At 68.7% G+C, this 24513-nt stretch carries 28 protein-coding genes and 1 pseudogene; 18 read left to right on the top strand and 11 right to left on the bottom strand.

Features of this window, described 5'->3' with window-relative positions:
* The first annotated feature begins 35 nt into the window (after positions 1–35).
* A complete protein-coding gene (locus tag OO70_RS06790; protein WP_043665190.1) occupies positions 36–866 on the top strand; it encodes an enoyl-CoA hydratase/isomerase family protein in 831 nt (276 codons plus the stop codon).
* Positions 867–1377: 511 nt separating this feature from the next.
* Here OO70_RS06790 and OO70_RS06800 read toward each other — a convergent pair.
* On the bottom strand, positions 1378–2091 hold the full coding sequence (locus OO70_RS06800; RefSeq protein WP_043665195.1) for an SDR family oxidoreductase: 714 nt from the start codon (positions 2089–2091) through the stop codon (positions 1378–1380).
* A gap of 168 nt (positions 2092–2259) precedes the next feature.
* Here OO70_RS06800 and OO70_RS06805 point away from each other — a divergent pair, with 168 nt between their 5' ends.
* Positions 2260–2862, top strand: coding sequence for a TetR/AcrR family transcriptional regulator (locus OO70_RS06805; protein WP_043665197.1), 603 nt, complete (start codon positions 2260–2262; stop codon positions 2860–2862).
* 181 nt (positions 2863–3043) lie between these two features.
* Here the strand turns inward: OO70_RS06805 and OO70_RS06810 are convergent, their stop codons facing one another.
* Positions 3044–3658, bottom strand: coding sequence for a TetR/AcrR family transcriptional regulator (locus OO70_RS06810; RefSeq protein WP_063749684.1), 615 nt, complete (start codon positions 3656–3658; stop codon positions 3044–3046).
* 28 nt (positions 3659–3686) lie between these two features.
* Here OO70_RS06810 and OO70_RS06815 point away from each other — a divergent pair, with 28 nt between their 5' ends.
* Positions 3687–4478 (top strand): SDR family NAD(P)-dependent oxidoreductase, encoded by a 792-nt coding sequence (locus OO70_RS06815; protein ID WP_043665200.1) that lies wholly within the window; start codon positions 3687–3689, stop codon positions 4476–4478.
* A 489-nt stretch (positions 4479–4967) separates the two neighbouring features.
* On the opposite strand, the gene OO70_RS56975 is transcribed toward OO70_RS06815, so the two are convergent.
* Positions 4968–5126 (bottom strand): hypothetical protein, encoded by a 159-nt coding sequence (locus OO70_RS56975; RefSeq protein ID WP_407702750.1) that lies wholly within the window; start codon positions 5124–5126, stop codon positions 4968–4970.
* 19 nt (positions 5127–5145) lie between these two features.
* Here OO70_RS56975 and OO70_RS56980 point away from each other — a divergent pair, with 19 nt between their 5' ends.
* Entirely contained in the window at positions 5146–5751 is a 606-nt protein-coding gene (locus OO70_RS56980) for an expansin EXLX1 family cellulose-binding protein (protein WP_407702749.1), read from the top strand.
* Positions 5752–6195: 444 nt separating this feature from the next.
* Here OO70_RS56980 and mhpA read toward each other — a convergent pair whose 3' ends face one another.
* The 3 genes from mhpA to OO70_RS06835 are packed head-to-tail and all read right to left on the bottom strand — an operon-like array spanning position 6196 to position 9682.
* Complete coding sequence (gene mhpA / locus OO70_RS06825) at positions 6196–7854, bottom strand: bifunctional 3-(3-hydroxy-phenyl)propionate/3-hydroxycinnamic acid hydroxylase MhpA (protein WP_043665205.1); 1659 nt, start codon at positions 7852–7854, stop codon at positions 6196–6198.
* Positions 7855–7859: 5 nt separating this feature from the next.
* On the bottom strand, positions 7860–8792 hold the full coding sequence (locus tag OO70_RS06830; RefSeq protein WP_043665208.1) for a VOC family protein: 933 nt from the start codon (positions 8790–8792) through the stop codon (positions 7860–7862).
* Between the two features lie 47 nt (positions 8793–8839).
* A complete protein-coding gene (locus tag OO70_RS06835) occupies positions 8840–9682 on the bottom strand; it encodes a fumarylacetoacetate hydrolase family protein (RefSeq protein WP_043665213.1) in 843 nt (280 codons plus the stop codon).
* A 149-nt stretch (positions 9683–9831) separates the two neighbouring features.
* Between OO70_RS06835 and OO70_RS06840 the strand changes: the two genes are divergently transcribed.
* Positions 9832–10533 carry a FadR/GntR family transcriptional regulator gene (locus tag OO70_RS06840; RefSeq protein ID WP_043665216.1) on the top strand — a complete coding sequence of 234 codons (702 nt, stop codon included), beginning with the start codon at positions 9832–9834 and terminating at the stop codon, positions 10531–10533.
* Positions 10534–10554: 21 nt separating this feature from the next.
* On the opposite strand, the gene OO70_RS06845 is transcribed toward OO70_RS06840, so the two are convergent.
* From OO70_RS06845 to OO70_RS06855, 3 genes are all read right to left on the bottom strand, one after another.
* Entirely contained in the window at positions 10555–11094 is a 540-nt protein-coding gene (locus OO70_RS06845; protein ID WP_043665219.1) for a cupin domain-containing protein, read from the bottom strand.
* Positions 11091–11837, bottom strand: a complete 747-nt coding sequence (locus OO70_RS06850) for a hypothetical protein (protein ID WP_043665221.1) — start codon at positions 11835–11837, stop codon at positions 11091–11093. The genes OO70_RS06845 and OO70_RS06850 overlap by 4 nt, the downstream gene beginning before the upstream one ends.
* Positions 11838–11991: 154 nt before the next feature.
* Entirely contained in the window at positions 11992–12801 is an 810-nt protein-coding gene (locus tag OO70_RS06855) for an IclR family transcriptional regulator (protein WP_199827255.1), read from the bottom strand.
* Between the two features lie 125 nt (positions 12802–12926).
* Between OO70_RS06855 and OO70_RS06860 the strand changes: the two genes are divergently transcribed.
* From OO70_RS06860 to OO70_RS06905, 10 genes are read left to right on the top strand one after another with little or no spacing between them, the layout of a single operon-like run.
* Complete coding sequence (locus OO70_RS06860) at positions 12927–13208, top strand: nickel-binding protein (protein ID WP_043665222.1); 282 nt, start codon at positions 12927–12929, stop codon at positions 13206–13208.
* Positions 13201–14163 (top strand): TAXI family TRAP transporter solute-binding subunit, encoded by a 963-nt coding sequence (locus OO70_RS06865; RefSeq protein ID WP_051740769.1) that lies wholly within the window; start codon positions 13201–13203, stop codon positions 14161–14163. The genes OO70_RS06860 and OO70_RS06865 overlap by 8 nt, the downstream gene beginning before the upstream one ends.
* Before the next feature lie 8 nt (positions 14164–14171).
* Positions 14172–15191: an NAD(P)/FAD-dependent oxidoreductase gene (locus OO70_RS06870; RefSeq protein ID WP_043665636.1), complete on the top strand. Its 1020-nt coding sequence runs from the start codon at positions 14172–14174 to the stop codon at positions 15189–15191.
* On the top strand, positions 15179–15511 hold the full coding sequence (locus OO70_RS06875) for an indolepyruvate ferredoxin oxidoreductase subunit alpha (RefSeq protein WP_043665225.1): 333 nt from the start codon (positions 15179–15181) through the stop codon (positions 15509–15511). Before OO70_RS06870 ends, OO70_RS06875 begins: the two co-directional genes overlap by 13 nt.
* Positions 15512–15513: 2 nt before the next feature.
* Positions 15514–16695, top strand: coding sequence for an FAD-dependent monooxygenase (locus tag OO70_RS06880; RefSeq protein WP_043665227.1), 1182 nt, complete (start codon positions 15514–15516; stop codon positions 16693–16695).
* Positions 16696–16706: 11 nt separating this feature from the next.
* Positions 16707–17399 carry a class II aldolase/adducin family protein gene (locus OO70_RS06885; RefSeq protein ID WP_043665229.1) on the top strand — a complete coding sequence of 231 codons (693 nt, stop codon included), beginning with the start codon at positions 16707–16709 and terminating at the stop codon, positions 17397–17399.
* Positions 17396–18469, top strand: a complete 1074-nt coding sequence (locus OO70_RS06890) for a cupin domain-containing protein (protein WP_043665231.1) — start codon at positions 17396–17398, stop codon at positions 18467–18469. The genes OO70_RS06885 and OO70_RS06890 overlap by 4 nt, the downstream gene beginning before the upstream one ends.
* The gene (locus OO70_RS06895; RefSeq protein WP_043665232.1) at positions 18466–19302 is read left to right on the top strand and encodes a fumarylacetoacetate hydrolase family protein; all 837 of its coding nucleotides are present in this window, start codon (positions 18466–18468) and stop codon (positions 19300–19302) included. The genes OO70_RS06890 and OO70_RS06895 overlap by 4 nt, the downstream gene beginning before the upstream one ends.
* Positions 19299–20021 (top strand): maleylpyruvate isomerase family mycothiol-dependent enzyme, encoded by a 723-nt coding sequence (locus OO70_RS06900; RefSeq protein WP_234336769.1) that lies wholly within the window; start codon positions 19299–19301, stop codon positions 20019–20021. The genes OO70_RS06895 and OO70_RS06900 overlap by 4 nt, the downstream gene beginning before the upstream one ends.
* Positions 20022–20046: 25 nt before the next feature.
* Positions 20047–20739 carry an MBL fold metallo-hydrolase gene (locus OO70_RS06905; RefSeq protein ID WP_051740773.1) on the top strand — a complete coding sequence of 231 codons (693 nt, stop codon included), beginning with the start codon at positions 20047–20049 and terminating at the stop codon, positions 20737–20739.
* A gap of 864 nt (positions 20740–21603) precedes the next feature.
* Here the strand turns inward: OO70_RS06905 and OO70_RS06915 are convergent.
* Together OO70_RS06915 and OO70_RS06920 are read right to left on the bottom strand one after the other, a co-directional pair.
* On the bottom strand, positions 21604–22152 hold the full coding sequence (locus OO70_RS06915; RefSeq protein WP_043665236.1) for a TetR/AcrR family transcriptional regulator: 549 nt from the start codon (positions 22150–22152) through the stop codon (positions 21604–21606).
* Positions 22153–22178: 26 nt separating this feature from the next.
* The gene (locus OO70_RS06920) at positions 22179–22652 is read right to left on the bottom strand and encodes a nuclear transport factor 2 family protein (RefSeq protein WP_043665240.1); all 474 of its coding nucleotides are present in this window, start codon (positions 22650–22652) and stop codon (positions 22179–22181) included.
* On the opposite strand from OO70_RS06920, the gene OO70_RS56985 reads away from it, so the two are divergent.
* The 3 genes and pseudogenes from OO70_RS56985 to OO70_RS52135 all read left to right on the top strand — a co-directional run.
* A complete protein-coding gene (locus tag OO70_RS56985) occupies positions 22605–23195 on the top strand; it encodes a PAS domain-containing protein (RefSeq protein WP_158711417.1) in 591 nt (196 codons plus the stop codon). The two genes, OO70_RS06920 and OO70_RS56985, sit on opposite strands and share 48 nt — an antisense overlap.
* Complete coding sequence (locus OO70_RS06925; RefSeq protein WP_043665243.1) at positions 23135–23428, top strand: hypothetical protein; 294 nt, start codon at positions 23135–23137, stop codon at positions 23426–23428. The genes OO70_RS56985 and OO70_RS06925 overlap by 61 nt, the downstream gene beginning before the upstream one ends.
* 279 nt (positions 23429–23707) lie before the next feature.
* Positions 23708–23848: pseudogene (locus OO70_RS52135) on the top strand (IS630 family transposase); the annotation flags it as partial.
* Positions 23849–24513 lie beyond the last annotated feature (665 nt).

Here is a 24513-nt window from a genome sequence, read left to right on the forward strand (position 1 = left end):
CCGTCACGCATCAGAATCCGTATCCGGAGCCAGCCATGAGCGAGCCCAGCACCATCCACTTCGAGCGCACCTCACCGCAGATCTCGAAGATCACCTTCGCCAACCCGCCCGTCAACCTCATCGTCGGCGAGACCGTCCTGCGCCTCATCGAGATCGTCGAGGAACTGGCCGCCGACCCGGACATCCAGGTCGTGCTGTTCGACAGCGCCACACCCGACTTCTTCTACAGCCACTTCGACCTGGCCGCCGCCGCCGACTTCCCTGCCTCCGAGGACCCGGACGCGGTGCCGGCATGGACGAATCTGGTCCTGGAACTCTCCAGGGCGCCGTACATCACCGTCGCGGTCATCCGGGGACGCACCCGGGGCGGCGGGAACGAGCTCGCCCTCGCCCTCGATCTGCGCTACGCCAGTCGTGAGAAGGCGGTCTTCGGACAGCCCGAGGTCGGCGGCGGACTGCTGCCCGGCGGTGGCGGCACCGAACGCCTCCCTCGCGCCATCGGACGCGACCGTGCCCTGGAGGCCGTCCTGACCAGCGACGACTACGACGCTGACACCGCCGAGCGTTGGGGCTGGGTCACCCGCGCCCTCCCCGACAGCGAGCTGGACGCCTTCGTCGGCACCGTCGCCGCCCGGCTCGCCTCCTTCGACCGCACCTCACTCGCCTCGGCCAAGGCCCAGATCAACCGGGCATCCCTGCCCCCGGACGCGGACCTGGTCGCTGCGTACGGCGAGTTCGCCGACTCCCTCACCCTCCCCGGTTTCCTCACCCGCGCCGCCGGCATGCAGGCCGCCGCCGAACAGGCCGGCATCGACTTCGAATACCGTCTCGGGCACCACATCGGCGTCGTCAACCGGCAACGCTGACACTCGGCAGCAAGCGAGCACGTACGCAGCGGATACCGCGGCCGTGCTCGTTCTGTCGCGAGTGTCACCTTGTTCGTCTTCGTACGCGTGCCCGACGGGGGAGGGGAACCATGGCGCGAAGCCCGGTCACCGCCGAGAACGACCGACCGATCGGCGCCGCCGCGGACGCGGTGCGGTGTTCGACATCGTCCGTACCCCCGTCGACCGGGGCCCCGGCATCGCCGGCGCATTCGAGCGCGGCGGCGCCCGCGTCGGGGCACAGGCCGACTGGCCAGGGCTCACCACCTGGTGGGCGGGGCCTGCGCGCCGACAGGGCTGCGGGTGGTGTCGGGGAAGTGCCCTGGCGGTCGCTGGGCGAACTGCACCGGATGATGCTCGACGAAGCGCTCGCCGGGCATGGCCTGTCCGAGTCCACGACGGTGCGCGCCTCCGTGATGCCGGCAAACCGTTCGAACCCCATGGATCACGCGGTCCCGACGTCAGGAGATCACATCGGGACCGAGGAACAGGCTCAGGCGTTCGTGCCGCGCAGGTCCGGGTAGAGAGCCTCGACCGGGCTGCTCAGAGCCGCCTTGACCCCCTTGGTCAACTCGTCGGCCAGGACCTCGTATTCGCCGGCCTCGACGGCGTCGTAGACCGTCGTCACCAGCTGCGTCGGCAGCATCTTGGGGCCGTCGGCGTGTGCGGCCATATCGGTGTCGACGTAGCCCATGTGCACACCCGTCACGTGGACGCCCATGGGTGCGAACTCGATGCGCAGCGAGTTGGTGGCCGACCACAGTGCGGCCTTGGACGCGCTGTAGGCGCCGCCGAAGGCATACCAGCTGGCAACGGAGTGCACGTCGATGAGGATTGACCCCTTCTTGGCGGCGAGGACCGGTGCGAAGGCGCGGGCGAGGAGGACCGGCCCGAAGAAGTTCGTCTCCATGTTCGCCCGGATGTCCGCCTCGGTGACGTCCAGCAGGCTCGCGCTCGGCGGGATGGCGCCCGCGTTGTTGACGAGCACGGTGACATCCGCGGCGGCGGCGACGGCCGCGTCGATCGACGCGCGGTCGGTCACGTCAAGGGTCAGGGGGACGATGCGGTCATCGTCCCAGGCGCGGGGGGAACGGGCCGTGGCGTAGACCTTGGCGGCGCCGCGTGCCAGGGCGTCGTGGACGAAGTGGGTGCCGATACCACCGTTGGCGCCGGTGACGAGGACGACTGCTCCATCGAGGGAGGGCATGGGTGTTCCTTCTTTCCAAGGGGATGTGAAGTGCGTGGCTGTGCACGGACGGACCAATGACTCCTCTCCCTGCCGTGGGAGAATGAGCGGAGCCACATTCGAGCCCACGCAGCAATGACTGCAGTCATAACTGACTACAGTCAGAAGTTATTCCTGGAGGACACCGCCATGTCTGTCGCCCCCCGGCCGGTCGGACGGCGCGAGCGGAACAAACAGGAGAAATTCGACCGCATCGTCGCTGCCGCCACTGAGCTGTTCGCCGAACACGGCGTCGATGAGGTCACGACCCAGCAGATCGCCGACAAGGCCGACATCGGCACCGGGACCCTGTTCCTTTACGCCAAGACCAAGGGCGAACTCCTCCTGCTTGTGCAGAACGCCAAGTACGCCGAAGCACTTGAGCAGGGCCGGGCGGACGCCGAGGCCGTCCCAAGCGTGCTGGACGCGGTGATGGCGATCGTCCGGCCGATCGTGGAGTGCAACCGCACCCAGATCGACAACGGACGCACTTACCTGCGAGAGATGGTCTTCGGTGACCCCGAGGAGCCCCGGCACGGCGCGGCACTCGCCATCGTCGCGCAGACCGAGGAGGCCGTCGCCGCCGTGCTGCGCCGAGACGAGCGGGTCATGGAGGGCGACGCCGCGACGCTGGCACACATCGTGTCCGCCGTGATGTTCCTCAGCATGGCGGTGAGCGTGAACATCGGCTTGAGCGTCGAGGAGATCGCGCAGGACATCCGGGGGCAGGTTGACGTCCTGCTGCCTCGCTGAAGCGCGGCCCGGACTCAGGCCCGGGCGACCGTCCGGGTGGTTCTCGGCTGCGTCACGCCCGAATCCCCAAATGGCAGGTCATCCGGCCGTTGCTGCCCATTCCGACATGGCCGGAGGAGTGGGGCGGGCGGCCGGAAGGCCACCGCCACCGTGAGCTGCTGGGATTCCGGCGATTGCCTACCTACGTGGCGTCGGGTCCCTGTCGCTCAGCCCCTGTCTCCAGGATTCCGGGTCGAGGCCCGTGTGGTGCGGTCAGGGCTTTGTGGGTCGATTCCAGGAGCTTCTCCGACAGCTCTGTGCCCGCCGTTGCCCGGGCGAGCAGGATCGCGCCGACCAGGGTGGCCACCGAGGGAAGGCCGTCGTCGGCGTCGGTAGACATCCACGCGGCGAATTCCCGGACTCCGGCCGCGTACGTGTCGCGTACCTCCCCGGCTGTGGGCTCGCGAGCCATGTCCCCGGCGAATCCGGCGGTGGGGCAACCGGTGCCGGGCTGGTCACGGTGCTCGGTCGACAGGTAGAAGTCGACGAGGGCGCTGCGCGCGGTGTCGTGATCTCCGTGAGTCGTATCGAACGATGCCAGGAGTAGGTCAAGGTCCCCGAAAGAGGCTTGAGCCGCCTCGGCCACCAGGGCCTCCTTGGAGGGGAACTGCTTGTAGAAGCCGCCCGTGGTCAGCCCGATGGACTTCATCAGATCGGCGACGCTGATGCCGTTCACGCCGCGCTCCCGGAAGAGCCGGGAGGCCGCGGCGACCGCGCGCCTACGGTTCTCGAGCGCCTGTGCCTGCGAAACACGCATCCGCCGGACCAGAAAAGAGATCCACCTCATGACCACGCGGAACAAGACCGCCGTCGTCACCGGTGCGTCCGCCGGCCTGGGTGCCGCCTACGCGCAGCGGCTTGCCGACCGGGGTTACGACCTGATCCTGGTGGCCCGGAACGCCGCGCGGCTGGAAACGCTGGCGTCGGACATCCGCAGCCGCACGGGCCGCGCGGTGGACGTCGTCACCGCCGACCTCACCGATGCGGCGCAGATCTCCGTGGTCGAGGAGCGGCTGCGGACCGACGAGAGCATCGAGATGCTGGTCAACAACGCCGGCGGTGCGCTGCTCACGCCGCTGGCAGCCTCCGACGCGGCGGCCTACGAGGCGCTGATCAACCTCAATGTGACCTCGCTGACCAGGCTGACCATCGCGGTCCTGCCGGGGCTGACGGCCCGCGGACGCGGCACCGTCGTGCACATCTCCTCTGCCATGGCTCTCAACATCCTGCCCGTCAGCGCCGTCTACAGCGGCACCAAGAGCTACGTGCTGACGTTCACCCAGGCACTGCAGCAGGAGCTCGCCGAAAGCCCCGTCGTGGTGCAGGCCGTCCTGCCGGGCGCCGTCCGCACGGATCTCTGGGACGGCTCCGGTGTCGACCTCGAGACGTCTCCCGACGAGATCGTCATGAACGTGGACGACGCCGTCGACGCGGCGCTCGCCGGCCTCGACTCCGGGGAGCCCGTCACCATCCTGTCGTTGCCTGACATCAGCGACTGGGAGTCGTTCGAGAAGGCACGTCAGAAGCTCGTCCCGAACCTGTCGCTGCGGGTCCCGGCCGAGCGCTACCGCGGCTGACCACTGCTCCGACTCCCGTACGGGGGTCCCTTTGCGACAACGGCGCCCTTTCGGGCTGATCAGGAACGGCTGGCCCTCCGGTACACCCAACTCATCCAGCCGCTGGTCGAGTTCGGCGAACAGGGTGCTGGACTCCCGCATGAGGGTGGTCGCTTCGTGTGGCCATGGATGCTCCCGGCAAGTGAAGTGCACCCGCCATCCCGTGATCGACATAGCGCCGGACAGTATCCGCGGACAGCTCAACAGCGCATAACAGAAAATCGACGGCAACCTTTTCGCCTCGCGTGGCCACTGAGCAGTGCAACAGCGACTCGCTCTTCCGAACGGGATGAACATGCAAGAGACACGTCGGGCCGCGCGTCAGCGCAGACGCAGACGCGAGCTGATGATGGGCACTGCAGCGGCGCTGATCGCCGTAGGCCTTGTGGTCTGCCTGATCACGAGAGACCGATCCGGCCCACAACCCGCTGCCGCAAGCGCCGCAGCCTCTCAGGAGACCCAGACGTCGGCGTCGCCGAGGAGGAAGTCCTCAGCACCTTCCCCGTCAGCAGTCTCCGCGTCCCCTTCGGCCGGCCCGTCGACCCCGAAGGCTTCCCCGTCCAGGTCGGCGGCACGGCCATCGGCTACCCCACGGAACGCTCCGGTCACGACCTCCCTCGCCGGGCGAATCCGGCCCAGGACCACATACCAGGGAGTCGCCACTGTCTACAAAGCCGGGGTAGGGGACGGCGCCTGCTCGTACGGGCCGAGCGGCGACATGATGATCGCGGCGATGAACACCACCGACTACGAGACGTCCAGAGCCTGCGGGGCATACGTGCTCGTTCGGACGGCGAGCGGCGCTTCTGTCACGGTCCGGATCACCAACGAATGTCCGCTGCCTTGTGCGCCCGGTCAACTCGACCTCAGCGAACAGGCCTTCGCCAAACTGGCCCCTGTGTCGACGGGCCGGCTCGCGATCACCTGGAGCCTACTCAGCCCCGACACGTCGGGCACGATCTCGATCCGCTACAAGAACGGATCCAGCCCCTACTGGTGCGGCATCCAGGCAATCGGCCACCGCAACCCGCTTGCCCGGCTGGAGGTCCGCACCGGCGGTGGCTGGCGCCAACTGGCCCGCACCGACTACAACTACTTCCTTTCCCCCGGCGGAAGCGGATGCGGTGGCGCGATCAGGCTCACCGACATCTACGGAGAACAACTGACCGTCGACGGGATCGCGCTGCGACCTGACGCCGTGCAGCCCACGCGGGTCCAGTTCGCCCGACACTGACCTGCCCGCCGATCCCGTTGGCATTCAGTGTTCCAAAGGGATCGGCTGGGGCGGACATGAGCCAGGTTTCGCATCCTGATCGATCTGAGCCAGGACTTCGACGTCGTGGGAGCCGCCAGCAGGCGCGAGCCGGCGTGGTTCACGACGCCGTGCCCGTCGGCGCTGACGACAAGGTGTGGGCGGGACAGGGTGGTCTGCACGCAGAAAGTACCTTTCCGCTGGGACGGTGGAGACCTTGGACAAGCCTCATCGTCCCAGCGCAGAAGGCACTTTCGCTTTTCTGTTCATGATCCGGATGCGCACCGAAGCAAGACTCACAGGCTAGGCGCTGGCGGCCCGAGCGGTACAACGCCGTCAGGCCTCGGAGGCCCGGACCGGCGGCCCCGTTGGAGACGTGTCAGTGGGCGAGATGGTCTTGGGATGCTTCTGGAAGTTCTGGGGACTTCAGCGTCCGTCGGTGGCCGCGAGGGGACGCCCCGGCATGCTCCGAGGGCTCGGTCGTTCCGGAGGCAACAGGTGGAGCTTTGCGCCGAGTTGGCCGATCACTCGGTGCAGTTCGGCGGGCGTGGTGGCGGCGCCGAAGAGGTAGAAGTCGGGGCGGACGACGGCCGCGACATGGCCGTGCTCGCGCATGTGGGGCAGGTAGGCGTTGTCGGTGTCGATGTAGGCGCTCTCCGCGGCCGCGCCGGGGTCGTCGGGTTCGTACAGCGGAACGAGCGTCGCGCCGATGCGGCGCAGCATGCTCCGGTCGGCGTCGTCCAGCGCTGAGCAGGGCGCCTGTCCGTCGGTCAGGACTACGAACCCGCCCCCGGTCATCTCGTCCAGGAGACCGGTTCTGCCGTGGTGGGTGATCCCGTACTGCGGGGTGAGGTGGCCGACGTTCGTCTGGCGGGAGCCGTCCGTGGTGTGCTGGAGCACGCCGTCACCGAGGACCGGCGGAGGGGTCGGCGGCAGGACCCGCGCGGGGTCGGCGCCGGCGGCGATCATGCGCGCGTCCCGCTCGGCGGCGGCCTCCTCGTCGAGTACGCAGATGACCTGGCCCAGGGCCATCGAGATGCCGATGGCGTGCTGGACGTGTTCGCGTCGCTCGCTCGTGTAAGTGTCGAGGAGGCCTGGTGTGGCCGTGCCCGTCAGCACCAGGTCCAGCTTCCAGGCCAGGTTGACCGAGTCGCGCAGTCCCGAGCACATGCCCTGGCCGGCGAAGGGTGGCATCAGATGGGCGGCGTCCCCGGCGAGCAGCAGTCTGCCCAGCCGCCACCGCTCGGCCCAGCGGGCCTGGAAGGTGTAGACGGCGTGGCGCTCGATGACGCTGTTGTCCGGAGTCCGGCCCCAGGGCTTGAGCAACTCCCATGCGGATTCGAGGGTGTTGAGATCCTCGACGCTCTCCTGCGGCAGCCGCATGAACTCCCAGCGCCGCCTGCCGGGGCCGCCGGACACGATCGTCGTGGGGCGCGCGGGGTCGCACAGCTGCCAGTTCATCGGCGACCAGTCGGTGTCCGTGTCGCGCGGCACGAGGTCGACGATGAGCCAGTCGTAGAAGAAGCCCAGATCGGTGACCGTCGTGTCCATGCGGCTGCGGACGAAGCTGTTGGCGCCGTCGGCGCCGACGCAGTAGCGGGCCCGGAAGGTCTGCTCGGCGCCGGTGTGTGTGCGGGCGGTGAGGAGGACGTGGTCGGCGTCCTCGTGCAGGTCGGTCACTTCCAGGCCGCGGTGCAAAGTGATGGTTGGGAGCTCGGCGGCGGCCGTGGCGAGGACGGACTCCAACTCGGGCTGGGAGAAGAAGTTGGCGGTCGGCCATCCCGAGGGGCCCGTGCCCGACCAGTCGATGCGGACCAGGGGTTCGCGGTCACGGTTGTGCCACTCGTAGTGGTCGGGCACCGGGTCCGTGATGGCGCGGACCTGTTCGCCGACGCCGGCGGACTGGAAGATGCGGCCGATCTCGTCGTCGAAGTGCACGGCGCGCGGCAGGCCGTAGGCCTCGGGCCAGCGTTCCAGGACGAGGACCTCGTGCCCCGCGCGGGCCAGCAGGATCGACAGGAGCTGGCCGACCGGGCCGAAGCCGACGACGGCCACGTCGTACAGGGAGGAGTCTGTCGTGGTCACGGGTGTCACCTCGCCGCACTGTGGGTGCCGGTCATGAGGTCCGCGAGGTCCTCGGGGTGCAGGAAGGACGGGGACGGGGGCGGTCCCCAGCTGAACAACCCCTTGGCGCCTTCGAGGACTTCGGGTGTCCACAGCTGGTCGTCGACGACGCAGTCCATGTCGGAGTAGTACTCGCTGAAGTTGCCCGCCGGGTCCTTGAGGTACCAGAAGAAGTTGGAGCCGGCGTAGTGCCGGCCGAGACCCCACACGTGCCGTTCGGGATGGTTCTCCAGCATCGCGAAGGCGCCGCGGCCCACTTCGTCCACGTCGTCGACCTGCCAGGACGTGTGATGCAGGAAGGTGACGGGAGCGGCCATGACGAGGATGTTGTGGTGGTCGGTGGAACAGCGCAGGAACGCTCCGCGATCCTTCATGTAGTCGCTGGCCCTGAATCCGAGTCCGTCGCGGAAGAAGGCGGTCGTGCCCTCGAAGTCGGTGGTGCCGACGACGGCATGGCCGAGCTTGCGAGGCCTGACCGCGGCCTCGCGTACGACTCCAGGCGCCCGGCCTCCCGTTCGCTCGGAACGGCCGGGTCCGTTGTACGGCGTGGCGGGGACGGGCGTCTGGATCAGGCGGGGTACGACCTCCATGACGGCCCGCACGGCAGTGGCCCTGTCGTACGCGGTCAGGGAGGTGGACGTGCTCGTGACTTCGCTTTCGATGCCGAGCCGCCGTAGCCGGGACGCCGCGGCGGCCAGGTCGTCGGGGTGGTCGGCGCCGATGCGGACCTCGACCAGGCGGCGGGTGGGGGCGGGCACGATGTGGAGCTGGCGGCCGCCGTCACGGGAGGCGAACCAGCCGTCTCCCTCGGGGGAGAGGCCGAACTCGGCGTAGTAGGCGGCGGTTTCGGCGACGTCGGGGACCCCCATGGTGACGGAGGTGAGACGGTGCAGTGCCACGGCATGGACTCCTTCGTCCAGTGGTTCAAAGCGCTCCGGCTTGTCGGTCAGGCGGTGAAGGTCTGGCGCAGTTCGCCGATTCCCTCGACGGCGGAGACGAGCACGTCACCGGCGGTCAGCCACCGCTGCGGCTCCCGGCCCAGACCCACGCCGGCCGGGGTGCCGGTGAAGATGACGTCGCCGGGCAGCAGGGGCAGGATCGCCGAGAGCTTGTTGATCAGGGCCGGGACGGAGAAGATCAGGTCGCGGGTGCGGCCCTTCTGGACCTCTTCACCGTTGACGGAGCAACGGAGTTCGAGGTCGTCGGGATCGTCGAACTCGTCCGGGGTGACCAGCCAGGGCCCGATCGGGGCGAAGCCGGGAAAGGACTTGCCCAGGCCGAACTGCGGTGCGGGTCCGGCCAGTTGGGTGATGCGCTCGGAGATGTCCTGGCCGACGGCGAGACCGGCGACGTGATCCCAGGCGTCGGCCTCGGGCACGTGTTCGGCGCGGGAACCGATCACCACGACCAGCTCGACCTCCCAGTCGGTGTGCCCCTCGGGCGGCAGCGCGACCTCGGTGACCGGCCCGGAGACGCTGGTGGCGAACTTCGTGAAGACCGGAGGTAGGCCCTCGGGCGCCGTGAACCCGGACTCGGCTGCGTGATCACGGTAGTTGAGACCGATCGCGAAGACCTGGCGCGGGGCGGGCACCGGTGACCCCAGCTCGGCGGCCTCGAAGGGCGTGCCCGCGGGCAGGTCGGTCTGGGCCGCCCAGTCGCGGAACTCCTCCCAGCGCTCGTAGACGGCCTGGGTGTCGGCGGAGAAGCGACCGCCGCTGGCCTGCTCGACGTCGATCGCGCGGCCGTCGTGAACGAGGGCCAGACGCCCGGAGAGATGGGCAACGCGCATGGGGGCTCCTTCACGTTGATTCGCACCGATGCTTCTATTCATCATGATGAATATGGTGAGTCTGTGTCTCGGTCGGAGGGACCGTCAAGGGGTGAGGGGGGTAATCTTCATAATCAATTGCACTTCGTGTCGGCGCCTCGGGGAGAGCTGTGAGCACTGCACGCGACACCACGTCCAGTCGGGCCGAGCAGGCCGCGGAGCGCCTCGCGGCACTCGCCGCGGACGCCGAACCGGGGTCCCGCCTGGGCACCAAAGAGGAGCTGCGCACGCTGTGCGCGGTGTCCGTGGGCACCTTCAACGAGTCCTTGCGACTGCTTCAGTCCCGCGGACAGGTCACGGTCCGTCCCGGTCCCGGAGGGGGGATCTTCTCCGCCGTGCCCTCACCCATGGTCCGGCTCGGCAACTCCGTCCTCGCGCTGGACGCGCAGGAGACGGATGTGGCCGACGCGGTCAGGATCCGGGACGCGCTCGACCCGCTGCTGATCGAGGACGCCCTCTGGCACGCCTCGCCCGCCGACATCGCCGACCTGCGTACGCACATCGACGTGATGGAAGCGGCGGTCACCTCGGCCGACCCCGTCGCCTTCGTGCACGCCAACTGGAAACTGCACGCCCGTATCGCCGCCATCAGCCCCAACGCGCTGTTGCGGTCGCTGTACTGCAATCTGCTGGACCTCATCGAGTCCCACACCCTGGCCGTGCTGCCGGGCGAGCAGCCCCTGGGCGAGTACATCGTCCTGCGTCACGTGCTCCATCGCGACCTCGTCGACGCGCTCGACCGGAGGGATCGCCAGGAGGCTCTCCGCCTGGTCCACGAGCACAACACGACGGCGGTCGCCGAGCAGAAGTAAGACGTACCGGTCGGTCCAGGGTCAGGCGGGGACGGGGACCGACCAGCCGAAGGCCGCCAGATCGACCTCGGGGTGAACGGCCCCGCACTCGGCGCAGGTGCGGGCGGTCGGGTCGGCGGTGAATCGGGCGCAGGCCGCCGCGTACATGTGAACCGCCGGTGTGTCGTTGTCGTGTGCCCACTCGTAGCGGTGCAGTTCACTCCCGCATCCGTGGCAGAACCACGCCGCACCCAGCAGACCGGCCTTGAGGGGCAGGTAGCGGATCGTGACGCCCTCCTGGACGGGCACGATCCGGTGCGGAGTGCCGGCCGGGACGTAGACGTGATCTCCCACGCCCATGCGGAACCGGTTCACCGAACTGTCGCGCAGCTGCACCTGTGCCTCGCCGGACAGCTGACTGAGCACCGTGTCCTTCTCGCAGATCAGGTGGAAGGGCTGCGGGAGCCGGTTGCGGGACAGATAGAGCTGCGGGTCGGTGTCGGCGGGAAGAACGGCCGCGTCCTCGTAGTTCCCGAGTTCGGCTGCGACCTTGAGGGCGTGGAGCATACGGCGGCGGTTCATGACTGGCTCTCCTGCTCGGACTGTGCGGTGGCGGCCTGACGCAGCGCGCGGTACGCCGAGTTGACGGCACCGGTCTGGGCCACAGCCCTCGCCCAGCCCCAACCCGCCTCCGGGAACGGGGCGTTGACATGACCACAGGCCTGACAGGTGCGTCCCTGCTCGGTGTTGCGCAGGGCGGCGAACTCGGTGGAGCCGAGCGTGGTCGCGAACTGCCGTACGGGGTCCCCGGGTTCACCGTGGCGCTCCACGTCGTAGCCGGGCAGTGGGAAGGGTGTCGCGTCGTAGTCGTGGCGGACGAGTTCCGCCTTGCAGTTCTTGCAGCGGGCGATCAGGGCCTCGGCCTGGTCTCCTTCCTCGGACTGGTGCTGGGTGACGACGATGACGGCGAAGGCCTCGGGGTTCTTCTCATCGCGGAGGAAGGAGTTCACCCCGTGCAGGTGCTGGGTCGCCATGATCTGGCCGGAGCCGAGCAGCGACTCGTGGGAGCCGTAGGTGACGACGACCTCGTTCACGGCGTTCCAGTGGAAGAAGTGTCCGTACTCCGACTCGGGGCCACCGACGAGTACGTTGCCGCAGGGCACGATCGAGCCCGCGTGGTCGTAGGGGAACAGGGGCGTCAGTTGCGCGGCGGCCTTGGACATCCGCTCGTACACATTCGCCTTGAGCGGTTCGCGATCAGGGTCGGGCGGCGGGATCCGGCGCGTCTCCTGGAGTGATGGCGGCTCGGTGATCTGCTGACTCACAACATCTCCTCCTGACGAGGATGTCGCATCATGCGGAACGGTAGCCGTCATTGTGGAACCGCATTTCGTTGAATGGCAAGCGGGTGCGGGTATGGAAAAGCGGCCGGACCTGTGCTCTCAGGTCCGGCCGCTCCCGCGTGTGTACCGCGCCGCCTCAGCTCAGCCGGGCGCCCAGTTCGCGTGCGACGGCCGCGGTCGCGCTGCCGGTCTCCTCGGTCCAGCTCGCCCCGGACCGTGACAGCGGTGCCGTGGTCACGAGTGCGGCCCGGGGGCGGCCGCGCTTGTCCCGCACGGCGGCCGCGACCGCGCTGACGTCGTCCTCGCTCTCCCCGTGGTTGACCGCGTAGCCCGTGCGCCGTACGTGGTCCAGCTGTTCCCGCAGGGCGTCGAGGCTGGTGAGGGTGCGTGAGGTGGCGGCGGCCAGTCGGTCCGACGGGTAGAGCGCGCAGAGCCTGTCGTCGGGCAGCTCGGCGAGCAGGGCCTTGCCGGCCGCGGTCGCGTGGGCGTGCATCGTCCAACCGACCCGGCCGCCGGTGCGTACGACCTGCCGACTCTCGACACTGTCGAGGTAGACGACTTCGGTGCCGCGCAGCAAGGCCAGGTGGACGGTCTCGTTGGTCTTGTCGCGCAGTTCGAGGAGTGCGCTGTGGGCCAGGCCCCGGATGTCGATGTTGTCGACCACGGCCAGGCCGATGTCGACCAGCGCCGGACCGGGTTTGTAGGCGCGGGAGAACTCGTCCTGTTCGACGAACTGGTGGTAGCTGAGGGTCGCCAGCATGCGGTGGACGGTCGAGCGGGAGAGGTTCATGTCGCGGGCGACCTGATTGACCCGGATCATCTCGTGGTCCTCGAACAGGCGCAGCATCCGAAGCACGTTGTCGACCGCTCCGATCAGCCCCGTCGGGCGTTCGGTGTGGCCCGTGTCCTCGGCGTTCTCCGTGTTGTCGCCCCTCTTCGCTTCCACGCAGAGCACAGTAGCGCAGCATTTTCCAGACTTGCGCCCCTTGGCCTTCAGCGGCATCCTGCGGGACAGTGTTCCGCAGAGCGATACATGAACGCTCTGCATATCGCCACATGAGGGAGAACGGGATGCCTCTCTACGTGAGCCTCCACCAGGCCCCGGGCCTGTCACCGGAAGAGATCGCGGGCAACGCGCCGGAAGTCGCCCAGCAGGTGCACGCGACCTTCCACAAGCTGTACGTCAACACCGACACGGGATTCATCGTCTCGGTCTACGAGGCCGACGACGCCGCGGCCGTGGAGCAGGAGTTCGAGCGGGTCGGATTCCCCTTCGACTCCATCAACGAGATCGACTTCACCCAGGACGCGGCCGGGCTGGCCGAGATGGCGGCCGAGGTGACCCATGGCTGACGAGCCCCGTCTCGACCACCAGGTCACGCTGCACTTCCGTGGGGACTGGGGCCAGGCCAACATGCACCGCATCTGCGGCTGGCTCGCCCAGGAGATCGGAGACCGGGCCCCCGACGGCTCCCGGTTCGCCGTCTGGTCGGGCCGCGGAGGTCTGGACCAGATCGAGGCGCTCCACGCCCGGACCTGCGACATCACCGTCGTCACGCCGGCCTGCGCGGTGCGAATGCTTCACCGGGCGGGTCGGCTCGACGGCCTGTCCGCGCTCGGCGTGATCGGCCAGCGCGACCGTCTCGTCGTAGCGGTGGACGCCGCGCTGCCCGTCTCGACGGTCCCCGAACTGGCCGCCTACACCGACCAGTTGACCATTGCCACGTCACCGGACGACGGGGTGAACGTCATCGGCCTCGCCGCGCACAAGGGCCTGCGCCTCGCCGGACTCGACCCGGACAAGCTGACCTTCGCCTACAGCGAGCGCCCCTTCCCCGCCATCACCCGGTTCGCGCAGGGGGACGCCAATGTCCTCATCCACGAGGCCGTGATGACCCCGCACTGGCAGCGCATCGCCGCCGTCCGCCCGGTGAAGTACCTGCCCTGGGGCGACGAAGTCCTGAAGGCCTTCTCCGCCGAGGGCTGGCCGGACGCCGTGGTGGAGGCCGGATACCTCCCCGGTCTCGAACGGGACCTGCGCACACTGGAGTTCTCCGACTTCGTGGTGCTCTGCCGGGACGACCTGGCCGAGGACGTCGCCCACCTCGCCACCTGGTGCATGGTGCAGACCCGTCGCGCCCTGGAGGCGCAGTACGCGCACCTGCCGGCGGACCACTCCCCGGTCACGTATCCGCTGGTGCCCGACGACATGGCCCGCACCCCTCTGCCCCTGCACCCCGGTGCGGCACGTGCCTACGCGGAACTCGCGGCGCAGGACGTACTGCCCGACGCGCCCGTGTGGGGGTGACCGTGCCCATGCCTGACACCGACACCGAACTGCTCATCATCGGCGCCGGACCCACCGGACTCTTCGCGAGCTTCTACGCCGGCCTGCGCGGCCTTGGCGTCACGCTGCTCGACAGCCTGCCGCACCTCGGCGGCCAGGTCGCCGCCCTCTACCCGCGCAAGGAGATCTTCGACATCGCCGGGTTCCCGGCGGTCACCGGACAGGAACTGGTCGACCGCCTCGTCGCACAGGCACGGCTCGCCGAACCGGTCGTCCGGCTCGACGAAGCCGCGGGCACGCTGGAGTGCGGACCCGACGCGGTGACGGTGACCACGAGCAGCGGCCGCCGCATCAGGGCCGGCGCGGTCCTGATCACCGCGGGGATCGGCCGCTTCACCCCGCGGCCCCTGCCCGCCCTGGACACCTACGCCGGAAGCGGGGTGCATCATGTGGTGGCGGAGGCCGAGACGTACACCGGTCGCCACGTGGTGATCGTCGGCGGTGGCGACAGTGCCGTCGACTGGGCCAACACCCTTGTTCCGCACGCCCGCCGGGTCACTCTCGTCCACCGCAGGAAGCGGTTCCGCGCCCACGAGCAGTCGGTGACCCGGCTCATGGACTCCACCGTCAGGATCCTCACCAACAGCGAGATCGCCGAGGTGCACGGTACCGACCGGATGGAGGCGGTGACCGTACGCGACTGCGGATCCCAGGCCCTGCTCCGGCTCGAAGCCGACGTACTGATCCCCGCCCTCGGACACATCGCCTCCCTGGGCCCCCTCACCGGATGGGGACTGCGCCTGCGCGGTCAGCAGATCGAGGTCGCCACCGACATGTCCACCGGTGTCGACCGTGTCTACGCCGCCGGCGACATCACCACCTATCCCGGCAAGGTCCGGCTCATGGCGGTCGGCTTCGGCGAGGCCGCGACCGCCGTCAACAACCTCGCCGTCCGGCTGAGACCGGGTGAGGACCTCTTCCCCGGGCACTCCACGGACCGGCCCACCGCTCCACCACCGCAGAAGGAGGCGGCGCCATGGCCTATGTGATCAACGAGAAGTGCATCGACGAACTCGACGGGTCCTGCGTCGACGTCTGCCCCGTGGACTGCATCTACGAAGGCCTGGTCAAGCGCTACATCCAGCCCGACGAGTGCATCGACTGCGGCGCCTGCCTCACCGAGTGCCCGGTGAGCGCCATCACCGCCCCCGCCGACATCAAGGACCCGACCTGGGCCGCGGACAACACCGCGTTCTTCGCGCTGCCGCTTCCCGGCCACGACGCACCACTCGACACCCCCGGCGGAGCCACCGGGACCGGGCCGATCGGGGTCGACACCCCGCTCGTGGCCGGCTGGACCAAGGAGTGACCATGCAGCACATCCCCATCCTCGTCATCGGCGGCGGGATCGGAGGAATGGCCACGGCACTGGCCCTGGCCCGGGCCGGCTTCACGGCCCACATCGTCGAACAGGCCCCCGCGTTCGGCGAGATCGGCGCGGGCATCCAGCTCGCCCCCAACGCACTCAGGGTCCTGGACGGCCTCGGTGTCCTCCCCGCTCTCGACGAGGTGGCCGTCCGCCCGCGCAACCTTGTCTTCATGCACGCCGACACCGGCCGCCACCTGACCACGGTCGACCTCGGCACACCGTTCGAGAGGCGCTACGGCAGGCCCTACACCGTCCTGCACCGCGGCGACCTCCTGGACGTGCTCCTCCAGTCCTGCCGGGCCGACGAACGCGTCACCCTGGAGACCGGACGGCAGGTGGTCGAGATCACCGACCTCGACACCAGCGCCGAGGTGCGCTTCGCGGACGGGGACAGCTACCGGACCGACGCCCTGATCGGCGCCGACGGCCTGTGGTCCCGCACCCGCCGACTGCTGTCCGAGGACCGGCCGGTCACCGACACGTACGTCGCCTACCGCGGCGCGCTGCCCGTGAGCGACCTGACGGCGCCGGTCGAGCCGGACGACGAAATCGTCTGGATCGGCCCGCACAAACACCTGGTCCAGTACCCCATCCGCCGTGGCGAGCTCTACAACCAGGTCGCCGTCTTCCGCAGCTCCCGCTACACCCCTGATCGGGAACTCACCGACACCTGGGGCCTGGCCGACGAACTCGACGAGCACTTCGCCGCCTCCTGCGAGCACGTCCGTACGTCCATCGCCACGGTCAACCGTGAACGGCGCTGGGTGATGTACGACCGCGCGCCCCTCGACAACTGGACGCGCGGACGGATCACGCTTCTCGGAGACGCGGCCCATCCCATGGTGCAGTACCTGGCCCAGGGCGCCTGCCAGGCCATCGAGGACGCCGGATGCCTCGCCCGGACCATGCGCGACCACGACGGAGACGTCGACAAGGCGTTCGCCGCCTACCAGGCAGAACGCATCCCACGGACCGCACGCGTACAGCGCGTCGCCCGAGGCTGGGGGCAGGTCTGGCACGACGACGGGGACGTCATCCCCGCCCTGCGCGACCGCGTCTTCGGCCGCAGACGCCCTGACGACTACACCGACATGGACTGGCTGTACCAGCCGGCCGCGAGCTGACGGGAGCCGTGATGAAAGAGGAGATCGAGGAGACCGTACGCGCGAGCCGCGCGCTGGCCGCAGCGGGCCTGACGGACATGGTGTGGGGACACGCCGCCGTGCGCGCACAGGACGGCGGGGTGTGGATGAAGGCCGCCGGCTGGGGCTTCGAGGAAGTTGACACTGGGCGAGTGGTCCTCGTCAGCCGGGACGGGGACGTACTGCACGGCGAGGGCAAACGCCACATCGAGTACCCCATCCACACCGAGATCATGGCGCGGCGCCCGGACGTCGGCTGCGTCGTGCACACCCACGCCCCGGCCCTGAGCGCCTTCGCCTCTCTCGACGTCGAACTACGCCCCCTCTCCCACGACGCGGTCCCCTTCTGCGAACCGCAGTTGCCGCGCTTCACGCAGACGGGCGCGCTCATCGCGACCGCGGAGCTCGGCGCCGCACTGGCCGAGAAGCTGGGTGACGCGAACGCCGTCCTGATGCCCCAGCACGGCGCCGTCACCGCCGGACCGGACGCGGCCACCGCGGTCATGTACGCGGTCCTGCTGGAACGCGCCTGCCGCACACAGCTCATGGCCATGTCCGCAGGCGGTCCGAAGGTCTGGTCCGACCCGGCCGAAGTGGAGCTCAAGAACCGCCAGGTCTGGAACGCGGACCAGCGTGAGGCGGGCTGGCAGTACCTCCGACGACTCACCGAGAGGACCAGCTCATGACAACCGACACCACAGCCGCTCCCGTCACCGCCGACGAGAAACAGCTCTACGACGACTTCGCCCACCACGGCCTCATCCCGCTGTGGACCCAGCGCGAGGACCTGATGCCGCTACGGCCCACCCCGAAGGCGGTCCCGCACATCTGGCACTGGGGCGATCTGTATCCGCTGGCGGCCAGGGCGGGCGAGCTGGTTCCGGTGGGACGAGGAGGGGAGCGCCGGGCGATCGCCGTCTCCAATCCGGGCCTGCCCGGCTTGCCGTATGCGACCCCCACGCTCTGGGCGGCCATCCAGTATCTGGGGCCCGGCGAGGTCGCGCCCGCCCATCGGCACAGCCAGAACGCCTTCCGGTTCGTGCTGGAGGGTGAGGGGGTGTGGACGGTCGTCGACGGCGACCCGGTCGCCATGCGGCGCGGAGACCTGCTGCTCACACCGGGCTGGCGGTTCCACGGTCACCACAATCCGCATCCGCGGCCGATGGCCTGGCTCGACGGTCTGGACATCCCGCTCGTCCATGCCATCGACGCCGGGTTCTTCGAGTTCGGCGAGGACGGCGTCGAGGAGAGGCCCACCCCGCACCGCTCCCGTGCCGAGCGCCTGTGGGGACAGCCCGGGCTGCGGCCGGTGTCGGCCACGGCACACGACACCCCCGACTCCCCACTGGCCGCCTACCGTTGGGAACACACCGACGCCGCTCTCACCGCCCAGCTGGAGCTGGCCGCCGAGGGGCACCCGGGAGTCGTCGAACCGGGCCACGCCGCCGTCCGCTTCACCAATCCCACCACCGGCTCCGACGCGCTGACCACTCTGCGCACCGAGATGCACCGGATCGCGGGGGGACAGCGCACAGCCGCCGTGCGTGAAACGGGATCGAGTGTGTGGCAGGTCTTCGACGGTACGGGGGCCATCACGCTCGACGGCACGCGCCGGGACCTCGCGCGCGGCGATCTGATCGCCGCGCCCTCCTGGTGCGAAGTGACCATCGAGGCTCACAGCGACCTGGACCTCTTCCGATTCGGCGACGCACCCGTCTTCGAACGGCTCAACCTCGCTCGCAGGGAGTACGCGTGAGACTCGCGACCATCCGCACCCGCGGCACCACGGCCGCCGTACGCATAGACGCCGACCAGCGCGTGGCCGTCGAGATCGGCTACCAGGACGTCGGCGCGCTCCTGACCCGCCCCGACTGGCGCGAGCGCGCCTCCCGCGCCGAAGGCCCCCACCACGACCTGACAGGCCTCGACTACGCCCCGGTCGTCCCCCGTCCGCCGAAGATCTTCTGCGTCGGCCTCAACTACCGTTCCCACATCGTGGAGATGGGCCGCGAGATCCCCGCGTTCCCCACCCTCTTCGCCAAGTTCGCGCCCGTCCTGATCGGCGCGCACGACGACATCGTGCTGCCGGCCGTGTCGGAGGCGATGGACTGGGAAGGCGAACTGGCGGTCGTCGTCGGGGCGCGGGCCCGGAAGGTCACCCCGGACGAGGCGGCGGACCGCATCGCCGGCTACTCCGTCCTGAACGACGTCACGGCCCGCGACTGGCAGTACCGCACGAAGGAATGGCTCCAGGGCAAGATCTTCGAGGCGACCACGCCGTTCGGCCCTCATCTGGTGACCCCCGACGAGGCCGACGTCACGACGCGAACCCTGACCACGGAGGTCGACGGCGAGCCCGTCCAGCAGGCGGCCATCGGCGACCTCGTCTTCGACCCCGCCGCCCTCGTGGCATACCTCTCGACGATCATCACCCTCGAACCCGGCGACGTCATCGCCACCGGCACCCCCGGCGGCGTGGGCCACGCCCGCACACCGGCCCGCTATCTCACCGACTCCACCGCGCTCACGACGCGCATCGAGGGGATCGGCGAATGCCGTAACACGTGCGTGCAGGAGAAAGTGCGTTGACTCCCGACGAGATCCCACGAACCCGACTCCTACGGTGGTTGACGGAGGGCACCGACCTTCTCACCGTGCACCTGGCCAAGGTCACCGACGTGCGTCGGCCTTCCGCCCTGAAGGGCTGGACGCTCGGACATCTCCTCACCCATCTCGCCCGCAACGCCGACGCCTTGAACAATCTGGCGCGGTGGGCCGCTTCCGGGATCGAGACCCCGATGTATCCCGGCGGGCCTGAACGGCGAACGGCCGACATCCAGGCCGGAGCCCTGCGGCCCGGGTCCACGATCACCGCGGACGTGGTGGACAGCGCCGGGCGGCTGGCCGGCCACCTCGAAGGCCTGTCGGACAGCGCTTGGAGTACTCAAGTCCGCACAGGACAGGGGCGCTTGGTGCCCGCCGCGCTCATCCCGTGGTTGCGCGTCCGGGAGGTGTGGATCCACCTCGTCGACCTGGGTACCGGCGTCTCCTTCGCCGACCTGCCGGACGACCTGGCCACCACACTCCTGCCCGATGCGATCGCCACCTTGGCGCGCCACTCCGACTGCCCGGCCCTGATTCTGCGTTCGCAACCGTCCGGCAGCGAAGTGACCACCTGTCCCGGCGCTGTCGCCGTCACGGTCGAAGGAAGCACCGCCGACCTGCTCGGCTGGACGACCGGCAGGGCCGACGGCCGGGCCCTGACCACCTCCACGCCTGGCCTTCCCGACCTGCCTGCCTGGCTGTGACTGTCAACCGACACCGGAGCACATCGTGAACCTCACCCACTTCGGGCACGCGTGCGTGCTCGCCACGTTCGAGACACCGGCAGGAGGTACGCGCCTTCTCCTCGACCCCGGTACCTACGCGACCGGCTTCGAGCAGGCCCGCGACCTCGACGCGATCCTCATCACCCACGAGCACCCCGACCACCTCGACATGGACCGGCTCTCCGCGCTCGTCAAGGTCAATCCTGGTGTGCGATTGATCGCCGACCCCGGCGCCTCGGCCCACCTCGGGCAGGCCGGGATCGACCACGAGGCCGTCTCGCCGGGGGACACCTTCACCGTGAAGGGTGTCTCCGTCGCGGTCATGGGCGGTGAACACGCCGTCATCCACCCGCAGTTGCCGCGTGTGTCCAACAACGCCTACCTGATCGACGGCCGACTCCTCCACCCCGGCGACGCGTTGGTCATCCCTCCTGGCCCCATCGACGTCCTGCTCGTCCCGGTGGGCGGGCCGTGGATGAAAATCAGTGAGGGCATCGACTACCTCCGCGAGGTCGCGCCCAGCACCGCAGTGCCGATCCACCAGGCAGGCCTCGCGGACGCCCACCAACAGCTCCACCATCAGCTCCTGCGCGCCCTCGCACCCGAGGCCACCGACATCCAAGTACTCGAACTCCGCGTGCCCACCGCCTTCCCCGACGACATACCCAAGAACACGGTGTCGGGCCGCAAGCCGTAGCGGGCGGCCTCCTCGGAACCGGAGGGCATTCTTTCCACAGGCCGACCGTTCGGGAATCCGCCTTTCACGGAGCCGGAGATGACCACGCACGCGGGCAGGATCGCCATACGGTCCGATGCGGTTCAATCGACGGACGGCCCGGCCGCGCTGCTGGGGACGACGAGCCAAGAGGTCATGGTCGTCCGCGTGGCAGGGGCCGGGTGCCCTTTCACCTGGTCGCTGAGTATCTTGGCCGCGGTGTTCCCGCGATATGCCGGTTTGGTCGATGCTGGTGAGCGGTGCGGGGGCGATGGCGGCGAGTGCCGTGTTGTTGTAGCCCCCGAGGGACAGGTTCCTCGGGATGTGCAGGCCCACTCGGTCAGCACGATCTCCGGAGTACGCCTCCACTGGCTTGACTTGGTGCCGAGCTCGGGGTCCTGGCCACCGCAGTCGGCGTGCAAGACGCCGTCGCAGGTCGAGCCCTCATCGAGAAGGTTGCCGCCGAACCCCCAACGGTACGAATGACCTGAGTCGACCGTGGCTACCGTCACCACCTCGCCGAACCCGCCGTGACCCTGGGCATCGACATGCACCTTGTCCGCGGCGACCGCCACACCAGGGAATCCACCGTCGGACCCGCCCGCTGGACTGCCGCGCGCACCCTGGGCCGGCTCATGCACCACCGTCGCCCAGCCCGCGACTACGAAGCCGAATCCCACCGCTCTGAAGCCATGCTGCACCTCGCGATGACCGACCTTATGACCCGCGGCCTCACCGCCGAATCAACCCCCAGCCAGCGCGACACCTGGGACAAACCGGAATTGGGTCACGCAGGAACTAGAACAACCACCGGGCCAATCGGCGGGTGTACTCCCAGGCGTCGAATCATCGAGCAGCGAGGACGCGCGCCCACGGCTCGTCGACGTCGGCCAGACCCAGCACGGCGACGACATTGTCGAGCATTCCGGCGCCGAACCAGCGCCGCACGGCATCGTCATCGCCCAGCAGCTGCCGAACGGTGTCGACCTGCTTGGCGTAGCACCGACGCACGGCCTCCGCCACCAGCGGCTCGCCGACGGCACAGTTCGCGTGCATGAGGAAACGCAGGATGGTCCGGTCCGCGACGAGCGCGGCGTAGGCGCCGCGCGCCGCGTCCAGCGCCGCCTCGGACGTCGGCCCGGCCCCACCCGACGCCGGCGAGTGCGCGACCAGGGTTTCGGTCATCACGACGGACACGTGGTCGACCGTCGCCGCGAACAGCGCTTCCTTGTTCGGGTACAGGCGGTAGAGATACGGCTGGGAGATACCGACCCAGTCGGCGATCTCGTGCGTCGTCGTGCCGTAGAAACCCTTGTTCGCGAAGCAGCCGATCGCGGCGGCCACGATGGTCCGACGTCGTTCGTCGCTCTTTGTGCTGGTGCCGGCGGCAGGCATGGGCGTCAGTCAAACACGGCTCTCGCTCAGCTTCCAAAAGTCACGCTGAGGTCGGGGTCGGACGGGACGTCGTCGGGTGTGAGCGCCTCGATCGCCACGAGTGGGTTCCAGTAGTCCAGGTAGTGGGTGATGAGCGCGTCGTCATCGGTCCGGACGACGGAGATGCACGTCTGCTCGTACGGCTTGCCGGTCGGCAGCGCGGTGCCGGTCGAGCGGAATTCGGCGATCACGAGACCCGGATCGACGGTGTCGTGGAAGACCAGGTCGACGAATTTCACGTCGAAGGTCTCGGGAAAGTTGCGCATGTGCGCGAGCAAGGCGTCCCGTCCCGTCACCTGCCGCGGCACGCCGTCCGGCGCGTACGGGAACTCGAGTACCGCGTCCGGGGCGAACAGTGTCACCCATTCGTCGGTGCGTCCTGCGGCGGTGAGGCGCAGGTGCTCGGCCACGGCGTGCTGGGCGGCGACGCGGCGGTTGGCGTCGTCTTCTTGGGCTGTCATATTCACTCCTATTACGTTAGTGGTCGACCGATAACTTATCACGCGGCAGCTGTTGCGGGTAGTCGGTCCGCAGCCCAGTCCGCCGCTCAGCCATCCTCGAAGGTCGGGCAGGCCGGGTACCTCCTGACCGTCGCACACGAGGCGGAGTCGCACCCTCCGGACGATGCCCAGCTTCTGACGTGGGCGTTCTACGACAACCCGATCGCCATCGGGGTCACGGACCTTGATGGCCGACTACTGTGCACCAATCAGGCGATGCCCCGAGCAGCCGGATCGTCCGAAGCGGAACTGCGGGGGCACAACGTCACGGAGTTCCTCGCCGGACCCGGCTTCTCGGAGATCACACGGCAGGTGCTGCGGGTGGCCGAGATCGGCGTCCCCGAAACCGTGGAAGCATATGTCCGGTCCCCGGGGAGCCTCAGGCGCATGCCTGGGCCATCGACACCATCCCGCTCACCGACGAAAACGACCAGACGCCTGCAGTGGCCACCTGCATTTACGACTACTCGGAGCAGCACGGTTCGCGGAAGCGCATGGCCCTGATCAACGAGGCCCACATGCGCCTGGGGATGAGCCTGGACGTGTGGGGCACCGCCAGGGAACTCGCCGAGGTGGTCGTTCCTCGCTTCGCCGACGCCGTCGCGGTAGATCTGTTGGGCGAGGTCCTCGGGGGCGAGCTGCCGACCTCCGTGCCCGTCGGCCCACTCATGCTGCACCGAACGGCGTTCCTCCCCCCTCCGGGACGCCGTTCGGCCACCTCGCTCCCGGTGAGCTGATCGTGCACCCGGCCTCACCCCCCTTGGTGTCGCGTCTGCGAAGCGGGAGACCGGAGCTGCACCCCCTCACAGACCGGAAGGTCGTCGGCTGGTTCGAGAAGACTCCGGCAGAGGCGGAACGTCTCCGACGCGACGGCGTCCATTCGCTCATCGCGGTCCCCATCCAGGCTCGCAGCACGCCCCCAGCTAGTGCCGTATCAGGCAACGTTTGCCCTGTCGTGTTGCGATGCGCCGTCCCGCCGCTGCGCCGAACGGCGTGTGGTCGTCAACTCTGTCCGGGTGGCAGAACCGATACGTGTACGTGAGATCGACGATGGCGAAGACAAACAGCCGCTTCGGATCATCCGCCGGAAAACTCGGTCGGTGGTGACCTGGCGCCGCGCCCAGATGGTCCTGCTGTCCGCCCAAGGCATGCCGGTGACGGGGTCGAACCCGTACACCCTCTCCGTGGACACAACCGGCGACGTCATTCTCACGCTACTCAATTAGGCTTGCGAATCGGGGGGTCCAGTTCACCGGAAATTTCAGGTGATTGCACTGCGTCGAGCTGCGGTGTGCGAAGGCTTTGCTGAGTTCGGTCGCTCGCACGCAAAATAGTGGTGCCACCCGGGCGGGCTGGCCATGTTACGAGGAGATAATCCTCGACAGGTTCCATGCTCACCCGGTCGCGAAGGATTTCGCGGCCTCGGGCATGGACGCGTACTCGATAACAAGCAGGTCCTGCGGTGCTGAGGAGTGCAGAGTTGTCGGCCACTGGTCCAAGTTCAAGGGACTCTACGCGGAGTTGCCCCGCCGGGGCGTGCACGCTGAACTCGACGATCTCCTCCCAAGGGTCCGCAGGTGTGTCTGTTGGCCCATTATTCTGGCCTTGAACAGTGACTCGCACATAACCGGTATTGATGCCAGTCGCGATCAGTGCCCCCTTGTGCCATGGGAGCGACGAGTCCGTTGGACCACTCAGCTGATTCGCTAGCAATCACACCTCCGTCCAGGAGGCCGAAGACTCCTTCATTGACGAAGACCTGATGGATAGTGGTCACGATGGTCCTTTCTGTGAAATGTCGCCTCTCGAGAAGAGCTTCACA

It is taken from the genome of Streptomyces xylophagus, assembly GCF_000716435.1.
In the GTDB taxonomy this organism is placed as follows: domain Bacteria; phylum Actinomycetota; class Actinomycetes; order Streptomycetales; family Streptomycetaceae; genus Streptomyces; species Streptomyces xylophagus.

Coding starts and splice junctions, on each gene's coding strand:
- OO70_RS06790 (WP_043665190.1), top strand. CDS start 36: ATGAGCGAGCCCAGCACCATCCACTTCGAGCGCACCTCACCGCAGATC.
- OO70_RS06800 (WP_043665195.1), bottom strand. CDS start 2,091: ATGCCCTCCCTCGATGGAGCAGTCGTCCTCGTCACCGGCGCCAACGGT.
- OO70_RS06805 (WP_043665197.1), top strand. CDS start 2,260: ATGTCTGTCGCCCCCCGGCCGGTCGGACGGCGCGAGCGGAACAAACAG.
- OO70_RS06810 (WP_063749684.1), bottom strand. CDS start 3,658: ATGCGTGTTTCGCAGGCACAGGCGCTCGAGAACCGTAGGCGCGCGGTC.
- OO70_RS06815 (WP_043665200.1), top strand. CDS start 3,687: ATGACCACGCGGAACAAGACCGCCGTCGTCACCGGTGCGTCCGCCGGC.
- OO70_RS06835 (WP_043665213.1), bottom strand. CDS start 9,682: ATGCGCGTTGCCCATCTCTCCGGGCGTCTGGCCCTCGTTCACGACGGC.
- OO70_RS06845 (WP_043665219.1), bottom strand. CDS start 11,094: ATGAACCGCCGCCGTATGCTCCACGCCCTCAAGGTCGCAGCCGAACTC.
- OO70_RS06860 (WP_043665222.1), top strand. CDS start 12,927: ATGCCTCTCTACGTGAGCCTCCACCAGGCCCCGGGCCTGTCACCGGAA.
- OO70_RS06865 (WP_051740769.1), top strand. CDS start 13,201: ATGGCTGACGAGCCCCGTCTCGACCACCAGGTCACGCTGCACTTCCGT.
- OO70_RS06870 (WP_043665636.1), top strand. CDS start 14,172: ATGCCTGACACCGACACCGAACTGCTCATCATCGGCGCCGGACCCACC.
- OO70_RS06875 (WP_043665225.1), top strand. CDS start 15,179: ATGGCCTATGTGATCAACGAGAAGTGCATCGACGAACTCGACGGGTCC.
- OO70_RS06880 (WP_043665227.1), top strand. CDS start 15,514: ATGCAGCACATCCCCATCCTCGTCATCGGCGGCGGGATCGGAGGAATG.
- OO70_RS06885 (WP_043665229.1), top strand. CDS start 16,707: ATGAAAGAGGAGATCGAGGAGACCGTACGCGCGAGCCGCGCGCTGGCC.
- OO70_RS06890 (WP_043665231.1), top strand. CDS start 17,396: ATGACAACCGACACCACAGCCGCTCCCGTCACCGCCGACGAGAAACAG.
- OO70_RS06915 (WP_043665236.1), bottom strand. CDS start 22,152: ATGCCTGCCGCCGGCACCAGCACAAAGAGCGACGAACGACGTCGGACC.
- OO70_RS06920 (WP_043665240.1), bottom strand. CDS start 22,652: ATGACAGCCCAAGAAGACGACGCCAACCGCCGCGTCGCCGCCCAGCAC.